Genomic DNA, 18,779 nt, shown 5'->3' with positions numbered 1-18,779 from the left:
GACACATTATTTCAGCTACAATTTTCGTTAGGTTTAATTTTAACTTTAGGGAGTGACCGACATTGGGAAAAGTGGTCGTATTGGATCATCCGCTGATTCAGCATAAATTGACATACATTCGAGACAAAAATACAGGTACGAAGGAATTGCGTGAATTGGTTGATGAAGTCGCCATGCTTATGGCTTTCGAAATTACGCGCGACCTTCCGCTTACAGACATTACAGTTGAGACGCCGATCCAGCAAGCAAAAACAAAAGTTCTTGCCGGAAAGAAGATCGGTCTTATCCCAATTTTGCGTGCGGGCCTTGGAATGGTTGATGGTATGCTTAATCTCATTCCAGCTGCAAAAGTCGGTCATGTCGGACTTTACCGTGATCCGGAAACATTGAAGCCTGTTGAATATTATATTAAGCTTCCTTCTGATATTTCTGAACGTGAATTGATCGTTATTGATCCGATGCTTGCGACTGGCGGCTCGGCAAATGATGCGATTGAATCATTGAAGAAGCGCGGCGCGAAGAAAATTCGCCTTATGTGCCTCGTTGCAGCACCTGAAGGAGTCGAATTGATCGAGAAAAATCACCCGGATGTTGATATTTATCTTGGTGCACTTGATGAAGGTTTGAACGATCATGGTTATATCGTGCCAGGTATCGGTGATGCAGGAGATAGACTGTTCGGAACTAAGTAAGGTTTTGCTCTTTAAAAAGGGAAACGGGAGTGAACGTTATGGGGAAACGGGTCAAAGTGATGTCGATTTTTGGAACGAGGCCGGAAGCGATCAAGATGGCTCCGCTCGTTCTGGAGCTTCAGAAACGCAATGCGGAATTTGAATCCATTGTTACAGTTACCGCCCAGCATAGAGAGATGCTTGATCAGGTGCTTGATATCTTCCAGATTAAGCCGGATCATGATCTTGACATCATGAAGAAACAGCAGACCCTTGCGCAAGTGACAACACGTGCGCTTGAAGGACTTGAGCAGGTCATGCGTGAAGAGAAACCGGATATTGTCCTCGTCCATGGAGATACGACGACGACATTTTCAGCTTCACTAGCTGCGTTCTACAATCAGATTGCTGTAGGACATGTTGAGGCGGGATTGCGTACGTGGAACAAATACTCTCCGTATCCGGAAGAGATGAATCGTCAGCTGACTGGGGTCATGGCGGATTTGCACTTTGCTCCGACCGAACAGGCGCAGGACAATCTGCTTGCAGAGAACAAACCGGCAGATCGTATTTTCGTAACTGGGAACACGGCGATTGATGCTTTGAAGACAACGGTTGACCGGGAAAACTACAAGCATCCTCTTTTGGAACAGCTCGGTGACCGGCGTCTTGTCCTTATGACGGCACATCGTCGCGAGAATCTTGGTGAGAATATGCGTCAAATGTTCCGCGCTGTGAAGCGTCTTGTCGAAAAGCATGATGATATTGAGGTCATTTACCCGGTGCATCTGAATCCGCTTGTTCAGCAAGTCGCTGATGAGATTCTTGCTGGTGATGAACGAATCAAGCTCATTGACCCGCTTAACGTCATTGATTTCCATAACTTCGCTGCCCGTTCTCATCTCATTTTGACCGATTCGGGTGGTGTTCAGGAAGAGGCGCCTTCACTCGGTGTGCCGGTTCTTGTCTTACGTGATACGACTGAACGCCCTGAAGGTGTCGCAGCAGGAACATTGAAGCTTGTTGGAACAGATGAGGAAACAATTTTCCGCACTTCTGATGAGCTGCTATCCGATTCTGCGAAGCATGAGGCAATGGCAAAGGCCGCGAATCCGTATGGTGATGGTGAAGCTTCCCGCAGAATTTGCGATCATATCGCTGCTTATTTTAATAAATGAACATCAGAGAGACACCGATTCCTAAGGAACGGTGTCTTTTTCCATGTATGTTTTGCTGTTCGCAAAGCCACTCTAAGCAAAAAAGGAGTTTTGACATGCGGCGAATCGGCATCATGATGATCATGGCATGCATGTTGGCATTATACTCTTTACCCGAAAGCAAGGCAGCTGTGGAAAGTGAAGAGAAAAATGCGGATATATCACTTATTGTGGAAGTGGAAGGCGACCCGAACGTCCATAAAGAATACTTTGAAAGGCATTATCCGGGAATCCGTGTCGTAGCGGTTTATGAAAAGCTCTTCAAAGGATTGGCGATTAAAGGGCATAGGTCACAAATGGGCAGAGTTCGCTCCCTTGATTTCATCGCGGCTGTGCACCCGGTGCAAACGTACAAAACAACTTCCATACAGACTTCTCCAATGTTTCAGAAAAGGTCTTTGGCCAGACAGCTAAATGCGATGAAGACGCAGCCTTTTGTTTTTCCTAATGAGCTCAATGATACGAAGTTCACTGGTAAAGGTGTCAAAGTCGGTGTCGTTGATACGGGAATTGATTATACGCATCCTGATCTTGCTCGTAATTTTAAAGGCGGTTTTGACGCCGTTGACCTTGATCGTGATCCAATGGAAACAAAGCCGGACCAAGGCATTCCGACACTGCATGGCTCTCATGTTGCGGGCATTATCGGGGCGAATGGCAATCTAAAGGGAGTTGCGCCGGATGCCGAAATATATGGTTACAGGGCACTCGGACCAGGCGGTAGTGGGACATCTGTACAAGTAATCGCGGCGATGGAAGAAGCGGTAAAAGACGGGGTTGATATTATGAACCTGTCTCTGGGCAACACAGTAAATGGACCGGACTATCCGACGAGCCTTGCGGTGAACCGAGCCCGCGAACTTGGTGTTCTCGTCGTCGTTGCGAATGGAAATGACGGTCCAAGTGATTGGACGGTCGGATCACCAGCGACAGCGAACTTTTCATTAAGTGTAGGAGCCGCAAGCCATGAGGAAACAGTACCGGTTCTTGAGGAAACATTGTACAACAGGAAGTTTCCGATTAATCTGCTCTCAGGTTCCCCGCCTTGGTCGTTGAACCGGGGTTTGTATGCAGTTAATGGGGACGACCCTGGAGCAGATCTCACCGGGAAAATTGCACTGATGCGCCGCGGCAACAAGATTCCTTTTGCTGATAAGGCAATACAAGCCCAGGAAAGAGGGGCAGCAGCGGTGCTTATTTACAACAATGAGGATGGAGATTTCCAAGGATCGGTTGATGGGATGGAGGAAGTGCTTCTCATACCTGTCGCTTCGTTATCTGCTGAGTCCGGAGAATGGCTTTCCAGTCAAATTAGCAGGAAGCACCAACTGTATCTGAATTTGCATGAAGAGAAAATAAAAGCCGGAACAGCTGCTTTCAGTTCAAGAGGTCCGGTTGCGATGAATTGGAGAATTAAGCCTGATCTCATTGCGCCAGGGACGAATATAGTCAGCACAGTCCCGAATGGCTATGAAGCGCTCCAAGGGACAAGTATGGCAACACCACATATTGCAGGTGTAGCGGCGCTTATGAAAGAGGCGCACCCTGACTGGTCCAATGAAAAAATCGTCAGCGCAATGAAATCGACAGCGGAACAATTGAAAGGTGACGGGGTACCATTAGCGCCAAACGTTCAAGGAATGGGGAAAGTCCGTCCATCGGCTGCAATCAATGCTGAAGTAATCATAGACGAATCGCTCCTTTCTTTCGGTAAAGCGGAAAAACCGATCGAAAAGCGCCGTGCTTCCATTAAAATCGAAAACCTTACAAAAGAGGCACGGACAATTCAACTGCGTGTTCCTAACAAGAAGCAAGGTCTCATTTGGCATTTGCCGCAAACTTTCACCATTCCCGCAGGTGGCAAGAAAAAAGTGGAGATCGGTCTTGATTTACGCACGAATGAAATCGAGGAAGGTATAAATGAAGGCTGGATTGAGCTAAGTCATGGCAACGGCAAAACGATCCAGTTGCCGTACATGTTCATCAACAAGACAGCTGATGACCCGAAGGCATCCGGGCTGGAATTCAGCCTTAAGCCATTTGAAAATGATATGTATACGTATCAGCTCAACCTCGGTGCAGGCGTTAAGCGGGCTGAGGTCAGTCTGTACAATCCTGATTCACTCGTCCGCGTACAGGATTTACTTGTAATCGACAAGCCGATCGAAGGGATGAATGAAGGAGAGATTCCGCAGAAGGAAGCACCTGCAGAAGGTATCTATTTCGCACTGATCACAGTAGAGATGGAAGACGGCAGCTTCCAGTCGAGTGAGAGTTGGATTGAAGTTAAATAGTTGTTCAGAGGCGTTCCGAAGTGAAATCGGAACGTCTTTTTTCGTTCACATTTTCAACAGTATTCTACTTAACTTTTCCAAAAAACAACCGATAATGATTACATAGGACTTTTGAGGGACAGGTGAAAAATATGGATATAACATCTTTAGTTGGTATAATACTCGGTCTGATTGCAGTTTTTGTCGGGATGGTGTTGAAAGGTGTCAGCTTGACTGCTTTGATCAACCCGGCAGCAATTCTCATCATCATTCTCGGAACGATTTCCGTTATTCTGATTGCTTTTCCACTTTCAGAAGTAAAAAAGGTACCGAAGCTGCTTGGCATCATCATGAAGAATCAGAAGACGATGGAGATGGGCGAGTTGATCGGCTTTTTCTCAGAATTGGCTCAGCTTGCAAGACAGGAAGGGCTGCTTGCTCTTGATGCCAAAATTGCAGAGATTGAAGACCCGTTCTTGAGACGCGGTCTGCGCTTCGCTGTTGACGGACAGAGTGCGGAGTACATCCGTGACATCTTGGGCGAAGAGATTTCAGCAATGGAAGCACGCCATGCCGGGAATTCATCCATCTTCTCGCAGGCGGGCACATATGCACCGACACTTGGGGTACTTGGAGCGGTAGTCGGTCTTATTGCGGCGCTTGGTAACTTGGACAACCCTGATGAACTTGGTCACGCGATTGCAGCTGCATTCGTAGCGACAATGCTCGGTATTTTCACTGGTTATGTGTTCTGGCACCCGTTCGCTAATAAGCTGAAACGCAAATCATTGGCTGAAGTACAGACAAAGGAAATTATGATCGAAGGTATCCTTTCTATACTTGAAGGGGAACCGCCGCGTGTCATTGAGGAGAAGCTCGCTTCGTATCTTCCAGTGAGCGAACGCCAAGCTGCTCTTGCAGGATCGGAGGATGAAAGCGATGGCGAAGAGGAATAAGAAGAAGCATGATGATCATATTGATGAGTCCTGGCTCCTTCCTTATGCGGATATTCTGACGTTGTTGCTGGCGCTCTTTATCGTTCTATTCGCGATGAGTTCAGTTGATGCCCAGAAATTCCAGCAGCTGTCCCAAGTCTTCAACACGGTCTTTGTCGGAGAGAAGGGAATACTTGAGCAAGGTGAACTGCCTCCGGGCGAGGCGCCGAGCACTGAGATCCCGACGAAAAAGGAAGATGAACAGAACAAGGACAAGAAGGATCAGCAATTTGACTATTCTTTACAGGAGCAGGAAGAACTGACGAAGGTCAAGGAACGAGTGGACAAGTACATCGACAATAATAAGCTGGCGGATGAATTTGACACAAAATTGACAAACGAAGGTCTTTTGATCACAATCGGCGACAATGCTCTCTTCGGTTCGGGAAGTGCCGATGTCCGTAATTCCGATAAGAAGACTGCCAAGAAATTGGCTAATTTGCTCTTCATGGATCCGCAGCGTGAGGTCGTCATCAGCGGTCATACGGATAACATCCCGATTAAGAACTCCGAATATGATTCGAACTGGGATCTTAGTGTGAGCAGGGCGGTCAATTTCATGAAACTGATTCTTGAGAATAAGAAGCTGGATCCACGAAGCTTCAGCGCGAAAGGTTCTGGTGAGTACCAGCCGATCGCCTCCAACAAAACTAAAGAGGGAAGAGAGAAGAACAGAAGAGTTGAGATTCTAGTACTTCCAATCACACAAAAGGCAGAATGATCGCATTCTGCCTTTTTTGGCATTTAAAGGGGCATTTTACAAGGAGATTGTCTCAATTTTCTGATGTAACTAAATTAAATTGACATTGAAATGGTGCTGTTGTATCGTGAAAATTAAGACCGTTGTAATTATTTTTGCAAGGTCTGTTGCCGAATTTCTTTTTCTTCCAATAAGACGGATGATTTTGAATTCGGACAAAAACATTCCTGCCAGCATATATTTTTTGCTCTAGGGAATGAATCAGGAGAAGGGACGCCATGTCACATTTTGATACGATGGCCGCTCGACAGCGGAAATGGATGTTCTATCTTCTGGCCTTGTTCGTTCTGGGTGCAGGTTTTACCCCTTACCACCGAATATTCCTCGGGCTTCTTCTTGGTACTGTTTTCAGCTTCTACAATATGTGGCTTTTGCAGCGCAGGGTGAAGTATTTAGGTGATGCCGTCGAACGGAACGAAAGGCCAAAAGGGCTCGGTACAGCAGCGAGATTCGCTTCAGCAGTTGCGGCAATAGCGATTGCAGGCAAGTATGTTATGCATTTGGATGTGCTATCTGTCATCCTTGGTCTGCTCACGTCATATATTGTCATCGTCGCGGACTATCTTCTGTTTGAGCTGCACAAATCCAAAATAAAAGAAGGTGAATCAAATGGAACATGAAGCACCGATAGTGGAAAATGCGTTCGGCATTCCGTGGCTCTCATTCGACTTGTCCAATGTCCTCATGATCATTGTGACAACGGTGATTGTGCTCGTGCTGATCATTCTCGGTGCACGTAGTTTGCAAATGCGGCCAAAAGGTGTCCAGAACGTCATGGAATGGATCCTTGAGTTCGTCAGAGGGCTCATTAGCGACTCGATGGATTGGAAGATGGCAAAAGTCTTTCTGCCACTTGGATTGGCGCTCATCACATACATACTGACCGCCAACCTGCTTGGAGTTGTCACAATGGTTTCTATAGGTGACAAACTATGGTGGAAATCGCCGACATCCGATCCGGGCATCACGTTGTCTCTAGCTGTTTTTGTAATACTTCTATCCCATTACTACGGGGTCAAGGTGAGAGGCACGAAGAATTATCTGAAAAGCTATTTCCAGCCATACCCGGTGTTTCTGCCGATCAACATCATTGAAGAATTTGCGAACACGCTTACACTTGGTCTGCGACTGTTCGGTAACATCTATGCCGGGGAAGTACTCCTTACCCTGCTAGCCGGCCTGATGACGACGAATATATTCGGACTCATCGGAGGAGCCATTCCAATGCTCGCCTGGCAAGGATTCAGCATATTCATTGGTGGAATCCAAGCTTATATTTTCACAATGTTGACGATGGTTTATATTTCGCACAAGATTTCAAGCGAACATTAAACCGTTTTCATACAAATATTGAAACAAATCGCTTTAAGATAAAAAGGGAGGATTTTATATTATGGAACTTTTAGCAGCTGCAATCGCAATCGGCCTCGCAGCGGTCGGTGCCGGTATCGGTAACGGTCTAATCGTAGGTCGTACAATTGAAGGGATCGCCCGTCAGCCAGAATTGAAGAGCCAATTGCAAGGTACAATGTTCCTCGGTATCGGTCTTGTTGAAGCATTGCCGATCATCGCCGTCGTTGTTGCCCTTCTTGACATGTTCGTATTCAGATAAGCCGGCGTGATGCAATGGCCCTCCCATGGACCATTGCCTTCAGCCGTTTTTTGGAAATATTGTAACAAGAGAAGGGAGCGACACCCATGTCCGCAACGATTGGAACGCCGTACATATTCGCAAGTCTTGGTGGCCTGCATATCGGCGATATTCTCGTTCAGCTCATCTGTTTCCTCATTCTTCTTGTAATCGGAAGAAAGTTCGCCTGGGGCCCAATCATGAATATGATGAAAAAGCGCGAGGACTATGTCATTTCCGAAATTGAAGCGGCTGAAAAAAGTCGCAAGGAAGCGGCCGAACTTGCCGTGAAATCGGAAGAGCGTCTGAAGGAAGCGAAACAGGATGCGCAGAGAATTATCGATGATGCACGCACGATTGCAAGCAAGCAGGAGCAGGAAATCATTGAACAGGCGCGTCTGGAATCGGAACGTTTGAAGAAAGCGGCCCAAGCCGATATCCGCAACGAAAAGGAAAAGGCCATCCAGGCATTGCAGGATCAAGTTGCATCACTTTCTGTACTCATTGCAACAAAAGTCATCGAAAAAGAGCTGTCCGACCAAGATCAGGCACGTCTCATCGACGATTATGTGAAGCAGCTGGGTGAGACAAATGAGTGATGTTACAGTTGCGAACCGCTATGCTGAAGCCATTTTCCAACTTGGTAAAGAACGCGGCACGCTTGAAACATTTCACGAAGAGCTGAATGTTCTGCGTGACGTTTTTCTAAAGAATAAAGAGCTCGTCCAAGTTTTCGGGAATCCGAGCTTATCACAAGCAAGGAAGAAAGCGTTTGCCCGTGAAATCTTTGCAGGCTTGAACGAAGATTTGCTTCACACTGTTTATTTGCTTATTGAGCGCCATCGCATTGACAATCTACCATTGATTGCAGAGCAGTTCGAGGAACGCGTCTTGGAAGAAAGCGGGATTGCAAGACTTGAAGTCTATTCTGCAAAGCCAGTGGATGATCGCAATAAAGATGAGCTTGTCCAGGCTTTTAAAAAGCGACTGGGAAAACAGCATATACAAATTGAGAACAAAATAGACCCGTCGCTTATCGGCGGTTTGAAAGTAAGAGTAGGCAATACAATCTATGACGGATCGGTACGAGGCAAGCTCGACCGTCTCAGTCAATTGATTCGCACGCGCAAAATCTAAGCGAGGTGACATTATGGCGATCAAAGCCGAAGAGATCAGTTCTCTGATCAAGCAGCAGATCGAAACATTCGAATCCGATCTCGAAGTAAAAGATATCGGAACTGTCATTGAAATCGGTGACGGAATCGCCCGTGTCCATGGACTTGATGAAGTCATGGCAGGGGAGCTTATTGAATTCTCCAATGGTGTCATGGGGATGGCACAGAACTTGGAAGAATCCAATGTCGGTGTCGTCATTCTTGGACCATATACAGAGATCAAAGAAGGCGATGAAGTAAGAAGAACAGGCCGCATCATGCAAGTGCCTGTAGGTGAAGAAATGATCGGCCGCGTCGTCAATCCGCTCGGTCAGCCGATTGACGGTCAAGGCGCAATCAACACTTCCAAGACTCGTCCTGTTGAAGCTGAAGCACCTGGCATCATGGACCGTAAATCAGTAAGTGAGCCATTGCAGACAGGTATCAAGGCAATTGATGCCCTTGTACCAATTGGCCGCGGTCAGCGTGAATTGATAATCGGTGACAGACAGACAGGTAAAACAGCGCTTGCTGTTGATACGATTCTGAACCAGAAAGGCAAAGACATGATCTGTATCTATGTCGCCATCGGTCAGAAAGATTCTACAGTAAGAAGCACAGTTGAAACATTCCGCCGTTATGGTGCTCTTGATTATACGATCGTCGTATCAGCTGGTGCATCAGAGCCGGCACCGCTTCTTTACCTTGCTCCATATTCCGGAGTAGCAATTGGTGAAGAATTCATGTACAACGGCAAGAACGTTCTCGTCGTATATGATGACCTTTCAAAACAGGCTGTCGCATATCGTGAACTTTCCTTGCTTCTTCGCAGACCGCCAGGCCGTGAAGCTTTCCCAGGGGATGTCTTCTACTTGCACTCACGTCTTCTTGAACGTGCAGCAAAACTCAGTGATGAAAAAGGCGGCGGCTCGCTAACAGCATTGCCATTCGTTGAGACTCAGGCAGGAGATATTTCCGCTTATATCCCGACGAACGTTATTTCCATTACAGATGGCCAGATCTTCTTGCAGTCCGATCTCTTCTTCGCAGGCGTTCGTCCAGCAATCAACGCCGGACTTTCCGTATCGCGGGTAGGGGGAGCTGCACAGATCAAGGCAATGAAAAAAGTAGCCGGTACATTGCGTCTCGACCTCGCTTCTTATCGTGAGTTGGAAGCATTCGCTCAGTTCGGTTCCGATTTGGATAAAGCAACTAAGGCGAAGCTCGACCGCGGTCAACGTACAGTTGAAGTACTGAAACAAGGATTGCACAAACCACTTGCAGTTGAGAAGCAGGTCGCAATCATTTACGCACTTACTCATGGCTATATCGATGATGTACCAGTTCATGATGTAGAGCGTTTTGAGGCAGAGCTTTTCGATTATCTTGATGAGCATCATAAAGAAATGCTTGATTCCATCAACAAGACGGGCAATCTTCCTGAAGAGCAGGAAATGAACGGGGCGATTGAAGGTTTCAAGCGCACATTCCTGACAACGGAATCTGCACAGTAAGCAATCGGCAAAACCTCGGCTGAAAGGGGGACTAAGCCCATGGCATCGTTGCGCGATATTAAAAATAGAATTGAATCAACGAAGAAGACGAAACAGATTACAAAAGCCATGCACATGGTTTCCGCGTCAAAACGGAACAAAGCGGAACAGAACGCCAAGCAGTTCATTCCATATAGTGAGAAAATTCGCCAAGTCGTCGCGCATATCGCATCCCATTCAAGCCACTCGCATCCAATGCTCACAAAGCGTGATGTGAAGAAGACGGGATACTTGCTTATCACGTCGGACAGAGGGCTTGCTGGCGGGTACAACGCGAACGTACTGCGTAAATTGCAGCAGACAATCCGTGAAAAGCACTCCAGCCCGGATGAATATTCAATTATCGTCATCGGTCGAATTGGTTATGAATATTGCCGCAAACGCAATATGCCGGTCATCAAGAGCATGATCGGTCTCTCTGACCATCCGAGTTACAATGACGTGAATTCTCTTGCATCAGAAGCTGTCCAGATGTATGTCGATGAAGAGATTGATGAACTATCAATTATCTACAATCACTATGTCAGCGCGATTTCTCAGGAAGTGACGAAGAAGACACTTCTTCCGATTGAACAATCCTGGGAAGCGAGCGGCGGTGCAAGAAGTGTTTATGAATATGAACCGAGCGAAGAGAAGATTTTGGAATCCTTGCTTCCTCAATATGCTGAGAGCCTCATTTATGGTGCGCTTCTCGATGGCAAGGCGAGTGAGCATGCAGCACGCATGACTGCAATGCAGAGTGCGACTGACAATGCGAATGAAATTATTGATGATCTGACCCTTTCCTATAACAGAGCTCGCCAGGCAGCCATCACTCAGGAGATTACTGAGATCATTGGCGGAGCGGCAGCGCTTGAATAGTTCCTTTCATAGGAGCGGAAAAGGTTTGGAGGAGGAAAGCCTATGAGTACAGGACATGTAACACAAGTAATGGGACCTGTCGTTGACGTCAAGTTTGACGAAGGCACGCTCCCGGAAATATATGATGCGCTGACAATTGTGAGAGAAGCAAAAGAAGGCGAAGCAGCACGCACTTTGACACTGGAAGTCGCTCTGCATTTGGGTGATCACACTGTACGCACAATCGCAATGTCTTCAACAGATGGCATTAAGCGAGGCGCTATTGTTGAAAACCTTGGCAAACCGATTTCTGTGCCAGTTGGCGATGTAACACTCGGACGTGTATTCAATGTGCTTGGTGAAGAAATTGACCTTGTTGATAAAGTTCCGGCTGAGGCACGCAGAGATCCGATTCACCGCGAACCGCCAAAGTTTGACGAACTTGCAACAGAAACGCAAATTCTTGAAACAGGCATCAAAGTCGTTGACCTTCTTGCTCCTTACATAAAAGGCGGAAAGATCGGCCTCTTCGGTGGAGCGGGTGTTGGTAAAACAGTACTAATTCAGGAACTGATCAACAACATCGCCCAGGAACACGGTGGTATTTCCGTATTCGCAGGTGTTGGGGAACGTACGCGTGAAGGAAACGACCTTTACTTTGAAATGAAAGACTCCGGCGTACTTGCGAAGACAGCAATGGTATTCGGACAGATGAATGAGCCGCCTGGTGCACGTATGCGTGTAGCCCTTACAGGTCTTACAATGGCGGAATTCTTCCGTGATGAAGAAGGCCAGGACGTACTATTGTTCATCGATAACATTTTCCGTTTCACACAGGCGGGTTCTGAAGTATCGGCACTTCTTGGACGCATGCCATCCGCGGTAGGTTACCAGCCAACATTGGCAACGGAAATGGGTAAGCTTCAGGAACGCATCACTTCAACTACAAAAGGTTCTGTTACATCAATTCAAGCAATCTATGTACCAGCGGATGACTATACGGATCCAGCTCCGGCTACAACGTTTGCGCATCTTGATGCAACAACGAACCTCGATCGTAAATTGACAGAACAAGGTATCTATCCAGCGGTAGATCCACTCGCATCGACTTCACGAGCACTCGATCCGGAAATCGTCGGAGAAGAGCATTATGCCGTTGCGACTGAAGTGCAGCGAACATTGCAACGTTACAGAGAGCTTCAGGATATTATTGCAATTCTCGGTATGGATGAATTGTCTGATGAAGACAAACAGACGGTTGCACGTGCACGTCGCATTCAGTTCTTCTTGTCACAGAACTTCCACGTTGCCGAGCAGTTCACAGGGCAGAAGGGGTCTTATGTTCCTGTAAAAGAAACAATCCGCGGCTTCCGCGAGATTCTGGACGGCAAGTACGATGATCTACCGGAAGATGCCTTCCGTCTCGTCGGTCCGATTGAAGAAGTAATCGAAAAAGCGGGCGCAATGCAGCAGTAATCGGGCTGTTTTTCGACCGATAATCAATTGGCCCGAGGGGGGATTCAGATGAGCACACTCCAGGTCAGTGTGGTAACTCCGGATGGTCCGGTCCTTGAAGGGGACTTCAATATGGTGAGCTGTAAGGCGGAGAGCGGCGAACTCGGTATCTTGCCGAAGCACGCCCCGCTCGTTGCCCCGCTCGCCATCAGTGCCATCCGATTGAAGAGAGACAATGAAACAGAACGTATTGCAGTAAGCGGCGGCTTTCTCGAAGTGAGCGACAACCAGGTGACGATCCTGGCTAAAGCCGCGGAGAAGCAGGAAGATATTAATCTGACAAGAGCCGAAGCTGCCAAAAAACGCGCCGAAGAACGCTTGCAAAGTCAGAAGGACGCCATCGATCACCATCGGGCTGAACTCGCTTTGAGAAGAGCAATCAACCGGCTCAACGTCGGCAGAAGCTGATACAACAGGAAAACCCTCATATTATGTATGAGGGTTTTCTCTGTTTTGAAAAGAATTAAGAGGTTACAATAGGCGTCGCTCAGAAAAGAATCTCGCTTTCACTCATGGGCATAAGTGCGACATCTGTTCAAGCTTCCTTTTCAGTCGCTTTATCAGTGTCTTCTTTACCTGCAGGCAAGCACTGAGCCGCTTCGTCACTACTCTCCTGCAGGGTCTCAGTACGCTTGTTTCGACGGCAGTTTGCCTAGTGATGGTGTTGGTCGCAGGATGCGACCGATGTTAGCCATCTCCCGCGGGAGTCTCGGCTCTTTTCTCCGCTTAGTTATTCTATTGTCCACGGTTGTAGCGGAAGGCGACGACTCCTAGCCGACATAACGCCACGTCCTGTGGACTAGGACATCGTGTCCGTCGCGGGAATAGCATGAGCTGAAGATCCCGCAGTAGGGCTATTTTGCCTGCGAGGTCGATGGTGACCGTCACGTCCTGTGACACCATCGACACTAGAATGTCCTATTCGTCGGAAGCAGAAGCCATGCCCGTGGCAAAGTAGACACTGTGAAAGGAACTTGAACAGATGTCACCCTTGAGCCCTTGGGTTAAAGCGTTCGCCTGGAGCGGAAATCCGGCAGCGCACTAGACTTCAACTTGATAGCTAAATATATGTTGATGTATTTTGACAGCGAGTTTTTAATTTAGTTAAAGCATCTTTTTCTTTTTGAGCTTAAGGCTGCCTAGGTGCAAACAGCACGTAAAGTCTCTGAATCAACCAAATGTCTTACTTGAATTCCATAAAAGCGAGGTGCAACGATGTTCTCAATCGGACAAACGGCGATAATCAGCATGATTTCGCATCTGTTTTTCATTTATATAACGTGGCGGCTCATGATCTGTATCAATTTCGACCCGCTTATCCGCAGAGGAAGGGAAAAAGAGGCTCAGGTACTGATCCTGCTTGTCACAATTGTAGTCGGCACAGGAGTGAGTCGCTTTTTCCTCGATTTCTTACAATGGTCGCGCGATCTTACTTATCTGTTCTAAATTAAGACATGACCATAGTAAAGAAACGAATTCTTTTGTCGGGATTTGTTTTGTATGATGCCTGAGCCCCCTGTTCATACTGTTTAACAGATATGAACAGGGGGTTTTTATTATGAAAAAAGCAATCATTTTAGCAGGGATTGCCTGCTTTGTACTTATAGGAGCTGCATGGTCACAAAAAGAGCAAGCTGTGAACGAAATAGACGATATGGCAATGCTTGCAAACGAACTGGATATGGGGATTGAAGAATGGAGAATGACATTCAAAGAAAGCATCCCCGAAAAAAAATTATATAGTATAATTGATAACATTGAGCGTTATGCGAAAGTTACTAAGACAAAAGGAAAAAAAGCAGACAAATATTTTGCTGAGAACGTACACAAAGCAGAAGGGTATGCCGAATCCTTTATTGTCATCGTTCCGTCGAATGGCGAACAAATTGAACTGACAATTGAATTGAGAGGTGAGCATTGGGACGAAAAGTCGGCCCAGAAATACATAAATATCAAAAATAGGCGATTAAATGAGTTTTTTACGGACAGTGTCAAGTCATTTGCTTGTCTGGTAGCCGCAAATGATGGTATTATGGATGCTGGAGAAATTTTAACCAAATTAAAAGACAAACTTAACATAAAAGAGTTGACAGAGCAGGAAGAAAACATTGGCAACACTGTGAATAAAAAAATATTTTATGGGTATATACCATTGTGGCCCGCAAGCTTGACAATAGCGGAACAACGAATGAATATGCAAGCGGTAATAACAAACAATAAAGGCAGCGGCTCCAAGCTCGTGATAGGCACACCTATCCTGCTGCATGAATACTAATAAGTGACAAGAGTTTCTGAAGGAGATCTGGACTATGGATAAAATCATTGTAAGAGGCGGGCGGCAACTGAACGGCACTGTCAAAGTGGAAGGGGCAAAGAATGCTGTGCTCCCGATCATTGCTGCAAGCATCCTCGCTAGCGAGGGAAAGAGTGTACTGACTGATGTGCCTGAACTGGCTGATGTGTACACAATCAATGAAGTTTTGCGCAATATGGACGCTGAGGTGGAATTTGCCGACAATACTTGTGTCATTGATGCCTCTGGTCAACTAAAAACAGAAGCACCATTCGAATATGTACGCAAGATGCGTGCATCCGTACTCGTCCTGGGTCCACTATTGGCGCGCTATGGCCATGCGAATGTGGCCATGCCTGGTGGCTGTGCAATCGGCACAAGACCGATTGACCTTCATTTGAAAGGTTTCGAAGCAATGGGTGCAAAAGTCCATGTCGGCAACGGATTTGTTGAACTGGAATCAGAAGGCCGTCTGAAAGGCGCCAAGATCTATCTTGATGTGCCGAGTGTCGGAGCTACGGAGAACATCCTTATGGCAGCTGCACTTGCAGAAGGCCAAACAGTTATGGAAAACTGTGCAAAAGAACCGGAAATCGTCGATCTTGCAAACTTCCTGAATAAAATGGGAGCAAAAGTTGTCGGTGCCGGTACAGAAACAATCCGCATTGATGGTGTGGAGAAGCTTCATGGTGCTGAACATGCGATCATTCCTGACCGTATCGAAGCAGGCACATTCATGGTTGCTGCAGCGATTACTGGCGGTAATATTTTCATCGAGAATGCGATTGCGGAACATTCACGTTCTGTCATTTCCAAGCTTGAAGAAATGAATGTAAAAGTTCAAAACGAAAATGGCGGTCTTCGTATCACTGCTCCTGAACCATTGAAAGCAGTTGATATCAAAACATTGCCGCATCCTGGCTTCCCGACAGATATGCAGTCTCAGATGATGGCTCTTATGCTTTGTTCAAAAGGAACGAGCGTCATTACTGAAACTGTATTCGAGAATCGTTTCATGCATGTGGAAGAATTCCGTCGCATGAATGCGAAGACACGTATCGAAGGCAGAAGTGTAATCATCGAAGGTCCATCTGATTTGCAAGGTGCTGAAGTTGCAGCAACAGACTTGCGTGCAGCAGCAGCTCTAATTCTTGCGGGACTTGTAGCTGATGGGGTAACACGTGTTACAGAACTGAAGCATCTAGACCGTGGATATGTGGACTTTGCGGGTAAATTGGCAAGCCTTGGTGCTGATATTGAACGTATCAGTGAGAATGAGGAAGAAGTTGAAGGAAAACCTGGTATTGATGTGGGTTTTAACATTGCTCCTGAACTTTCCTAATCATCTATTCCAACGATTACGAAACGACTTTTACCATAACTTTGCTATCATTCATACAGCATATACAGAAACATCAGAACAGGTGGAGCATTTCCGGATGCGCCATCTGTTTTTTGTTGTGCGCATATCTAGTTGAATCGTTTCATATGATTTGATAGAAGAAAAGGCAGATCAGGAGACAGGGGGAGTGTCTGCAGATCTGCCTTGATCCGGATTCAGCAAGGGGGAATGCGTCCGGCTTCTTTAGCCATTATTGCCGGATTGCCAGATTATAAACATAAGAATCAGATTTTCTCAAAAAAAGTGGGAGGGGAATGCACATATGCTGGCGGAACGGTTAAAACCAGGGGATCATGTTGGCGTCGTTGCATTAGCGGGCCCGCCATGTCCAGAAGAACTGGAAAGGGGCATTTGCCTGCTTAAATCTCTTGGACTGCAAGTGGAAACGGGGCGTCATATATATGAAGTGGCCGGGTATCTTGCTGGGACTGATGATGCGAGACTCGCAGACTTTCATACGATGGTCGCAGATCCTAGAATCCGTGCCGTATTCTTCGCCCGTGGTGGTTATGGAAGCGGACGTATCGCTCCACTTATCGACTACCGTCTCATCCGAAAGCATCCAAAAATCTATTGGGGCTATAGTGACATGACTTACTTGCTGTCAGCTATTCGCCAGCTTTCTGGTCTTGCCGTTTTCCATGGTCCGATGATTGCCTCTGACCTCGGCAGGAGTGAACACCCACTTGAAGTACTCACGAGCTTCCATCAGTTATTCGTACCAAGACCGACAGTTATCGAACATTCAGAAGGCAACCCTCTATACATACTTGCAGGTGGCGAGGCTGAAGGTGAACTTGTCGGCGGTAACTTAAGTGTAATTGCCAGCATGCTCGGTACCCCTTTTGAACTGGACACAACGAATAAAATCATTCTCCTTGAAGACGTTAATGAACCGCCATATAAAATAGACAGTATGCTGCAACAGATGACGTACGCTGGCAAATTCGCCGAAGCTGCAGGGGTTGTCCTTGGTGATTTCGCCAATGCGGAACCGACTGGATCTGGACCCTCTTTTACAGCTGAGGAAGTATTCAATGAGTACTTTGGATGTTTGCCCATCCCAGTCATGAAAGGCGTGCCAATCGGCCATTGTGAACCGAACCAGCCTGTGCCACTCGGAGTGAAAGCAATTCTTTCAGCATCAAGGCGCAAGCTGGAGATTGCTCCGGGAGTCTGCTGATTCGGGTTCTATTTTTTCCACTGATTCATAGAATGTAAATAGGCGAAACAGCTGATTGGAAAAAAGGAGGCAGTCGATATTGAAGCACTCGTCACAGCATTATAAACAGAGACTGAAAGAAGCGAAGCGCAAAGCACAGCTCAAAAATGAGGCATTGCAGAAAATGCGCAATCGCAACAGCCCGAAGCTGGGCGCAACAGGCACTGCACGCAAGAAGAAGCTGCGGAACTCAGGTCTGATTGCAGCTGGAATGCTGCTCGTCATATTGTTAATTCCGACACTCGTTGTCGTTCCTTTTTCTTTTGGTGATGCATCGGTAGGAAACTTGGAAGCTGGTTTGAAGAAGCAACAGAAAGAGACTGGGAAAAGCGAAGTGAAAGAGCCGGAATCCGCTTTTTCTGTTGCAGTTATGAGAACGGCTTCAGAGCAAGTGGAAAATGTGCCACTGGAAACGTATGTAACACGTGTAGTCGCCTCTGAAATGCCGGCAGACTTCGAAATGGAAGCGTTGAAAGCACAATCGCTTGCGGCCAGAACGTACATCGTCAACCATTTACTTTCAAACAGTAATAAAGGTGGCGCCCAAGTGACAGATACAGTACAGCATCAAGTTTATAAAAATGATACTGAATTGAGAAAAGTATGGGGCAGTGAGTACGACAATAAGATGAAAAAGCTAAAGAAAGCAGTCGCATCTACTGCTGGTCAAATTCTTACTTATCATAAAGAGCCGATTACGCCTTCATTCTTCTCCACAAGCAATGGATACACGGAGAATTCGGAAGACTATTGGGGACAGAAACTTCCTTATTTGCGTAGTGTGAAAAGTCCTTGGGATCAGAAGTCGCCGAAGTTCCAAGATCAGCAAGTGTTCACCCGCACTCAAGTCGGCAATGCACTTGGCATCGACCTTTCTGGAGGTACGGCAGCAGCATTTGAAGTGACACGTACTGAGAGCGGTCGTGTAGCAGAAGTGAAACTGGGCAGCAGCAAGTTTTCCGGAAAGAAGATCCGGGAGCTGCTTGGATTGCCTTCGAGTGATTTCAAAATTGAACAGAAGAACGATCATTTTATTTTCAAGACAAAGGGCTACGGACATGGTGTCGGTATGAGCCAGTACGGAGCTAATGGAATGGCTAAAGAAGGTAAAGATTATAAGCAGATTGTGAAGCATTACTATCAAGGTATCGAGATTCGTCCGGTTGAAGAAGCTGCAACGAAACTCGTATCAAGATAATATGGCAAGGAGTTGTCCACAAGTCTTTTTTTGAGACTGTGAGACAGCTCCTATTT

Annotated in this window: 19 protein-coding genes; all 19 read left to right on the top strand. The window is 46.7% G+C overall.

Features of this window, described 5'->3' with window-relative positions:
• The first annotated feature begins 62 nt into the window (after window positions 1–62).
• The 19 genes from upp (at window position 63) to spoIID (ending at window position 18,723) form a co-directional block, all read left to right on the top strand.
• Entirely contained in the window at window positions 63–692 is a 630-nt protein-coding gene (upp, locus tag QR721_RS11200) for a uracil phosphoribosyltransferase (RefSeq protein WP_348026970.1), read from the top strand.
• A gap of 38 nt (window positions 693–730) precedes the next feature.
• Window positions 731–1,849 carry a non-hydrolyzing UDP-N-acetylglucosamine 2-epimerase gene (wecB, locus tag QR721_RS11195; protein WP_348026968.1) on the top strand — a complete coding sequence of 373 codons (1,119 nt, stop codon included), beginning with the start codon at window positions 731–733 and terminating at the stop codon, window positions 1,847–1,849.
• Between the two features lie 95 nt (window positions 1,850–1,944).
• Window positions 1,945–4,182 (top strand): S8 family serine peptidase, encoded by a 2,238-nt coding sequence (locus tag QR721_RS11190; protein ID WP_348026966.1) that lies wholly within the window; start codon window positions 1,945–1,947, stop codon window positions 4,180–4,182.
• A 131-nt stretch (window positions 4,183–4,313) separates the two neighbouring features.
• Window positions 4,314–5,117: a flagellar motor stator protein MotA gene (gene motA, locus QR721_RS11185; RefSeq protein ID WP_348026964.1), complete on the top strand. Its 804-nt coding sequence runs from the start codon at window positions 4,314–4,316 to the stop codon at window positions 5,115–5,117.
• On the top strand, window positions 5,101–5,877 hold the full coding sequence (gene motB, locus QR721_RS11180; protein WP_348026962.1) for a flagellar motor protein MotB: 777 nt from the start codon (window positions 5,101–5,103) through the stop codon (window positions 5,875–5,877). Before motA ends, motB begins: the two co-directional genes overlap by 17 nt.
• Window positions 5,878–6,134: 257 nt before the next feature.
• Complete coding sequence (locus tag QR721_RS11175) at window positions 6,135–6,536, top strand: ATP synthase subunit I (protein ID WP_348026960.1); 402 nt, start codon at window positions 6,135–6,137, stop codon at window positions 6,534–6,536.
• Window positions 6,526–7,248, top strand: a complete 723-nt coding sequence (gene atpB, locus QR721_RS11170) for a F0F1 ATP synthase subunit A (protein WP_348026958.1) — start codon at window positions 6,526–6,528, stop codon at window positions 7,246–7,248. Before QR721_RS11175 ends, atpB begins: the two co-directional genes overlap by 11 nt.
• A 61-nt stretch (window positions 7,249–7,309) precedes the next feature.
• Complete coding sequence (gene atpE / locus QR721_RS11165; RefSeq protein ID WP_348026956.1) at window positions 7,310–7,528, top strand: F0F1 ATP synthase subunit C; 219 nt, start codon at window positions 7,310–7,312, stop codon at window positions 7,526–7,528.
• Between the two features lie 86 nt (window positions 7,529–7,614).
• Window positions 7,615–8,145: a F0F1 ATP synthase subunit B gene (gene atpF, locus QR721_RS11160; protein ID WP_348026954.1), complete on the top strand. Its 531-nt coding sequence runs from the start codon at window positions 7,615–7,617 to the stop codon at window positions 8,143–8,145.
• On the top strand, window positions 8,138–8,683 hold the full coding sequence (locus QR721_RS11155; protein WP_348026952.1) for a F0F1 ATP synthase subunit delta: 546 nt from the start codon (window positions 8,138–8,140) through the stop codon (window positions 8,681–8,683). Before atpF ends, QR721_RS11155 begins: the two co-directional genes overlap by 8 nt.
• Window positions 8,684–8,696: 13 nt before the next feature.
• Window positions 8,697–10,214, top strand: coding sequence for a F0F1 ATP synthase subunit alpha (gene atpA / locus QR721_RS11150; RefSeq protein WP_348026950.1), 1,518 nt, complete (start codon window positions 8,697–8,699; stop codon window positions 10,212–10,214).
• Window positions 10,215–10,253: 39 nt separating this feature from the next.
• Entirely contained in the window at window positions 10,254–11,114 is an 861-nt protein-coding gene (atpG, locus tag QR721_RS11145; protein WP_348026948.1) for an ATP synthase F1 subunit gamma, read from the top strand.
• 42 nt (window positions 11,115–11,156) lie between these two features.
• The gene (atpD, locus tag QR721_RS11140; protein ID WP_348026946.1) at window positions 11,157–12,569 is read left to right on the top strand and encodes a F0F1 ATP synthase subunit beta; all 1,413 of its coding nucleotides are present in this window, start codon (window positions 11,157–11,159) and stop codon (window positions 12,567–12,569) included.
• 48 nt (window positions 12,570–12,617) lie between these two features.
• Complete coding sequence (locus QR721_RS11135) at window positions 12,618–13,016, top strand: F0F1 ATP synthase subunit epsilon (RefSeq protein ID WP_348026944.1); 399 nt, start codon at window positions 12,618–12,620, stop codon at window positions 13,014–13,016.
• Between the two features lie 807 nt (window positions 13,017–13,823).
• Window positions 13,824–14,054, top strand: coding sequence for a DUF1146 family protein (locus QR721_RS11130; RefSeq protein WP_348026942.1), 231 nt, complete (start codon window positions 13,824–13,826; stop codon window positions 14,052–14,054).
• Between the two features lie 112 nt (window positions 14,055–14,166).
• On the top strand, window positions 14,167–14,883 hold the full coding sequence (locus tag QR721_RS11125) for a YwmB family TATA-box binding protein (RefSeq protein ID WP_348026940.1): 717 nt from the start codon (window positions 14,167–14,169) through the stop codon (window positions 14,881–14,883).
• Between the two features lie 34 nt (window positions 14,884–14,917).
• Window positions 14,918–16,243 (top strand): UDP-N-acetylglucosamine 1-carboxyvinyltransferase, encoded by a 1,326-nt coding sequence (gene murA, locus QR721_RS11120; RefSeq protein WP_348026938.1) that lies wholly within the window; start codon window positions 14,918–14,920, stop codon window positions 16,241–16,243.
• A 322-nt stretch (window positions 16,244–16,565) separates the two neighbouring features.
• A complete protein-coding gene (locus QR721_RS11115; RefSeq protein ID WP_348026936.1) occupies window positions 16,566–17,486 on the top strand; it encodes a S66 peptidase family protein in 921 nt (306 codons plus the stop codon).
• Window positions 17,487–17,565: 79 nt separating this feature from the next.
• A complete protein-coding gene (gene spoIID / locus QR721_RS11110; protein ID WP_348026934.1) occupies window positions 17,566–18,723 on the top strand; it encodes a stage II sporulation protein D in 1,158 nt (385 codons plus the stop codon).
• Window positions 18,724–18,779 lie beyond the last annotated feature (56 nt).

The organism is Aciduricibacillus chroicocephali (genome assembly GCF_030762805.1).
Taxonomy (GTDB): Bacteria; Bacillota; Bacilli; order Bacillales; family Amphibacillaceae; genus Aciduricibacillus; species Aciduricibacillus chroicocephali.
The sequence above is the reverse complement of the archived record's forward strand: the minus strand, read 5'-3'. Positions and strand labels throughout refer to the sequence as shown.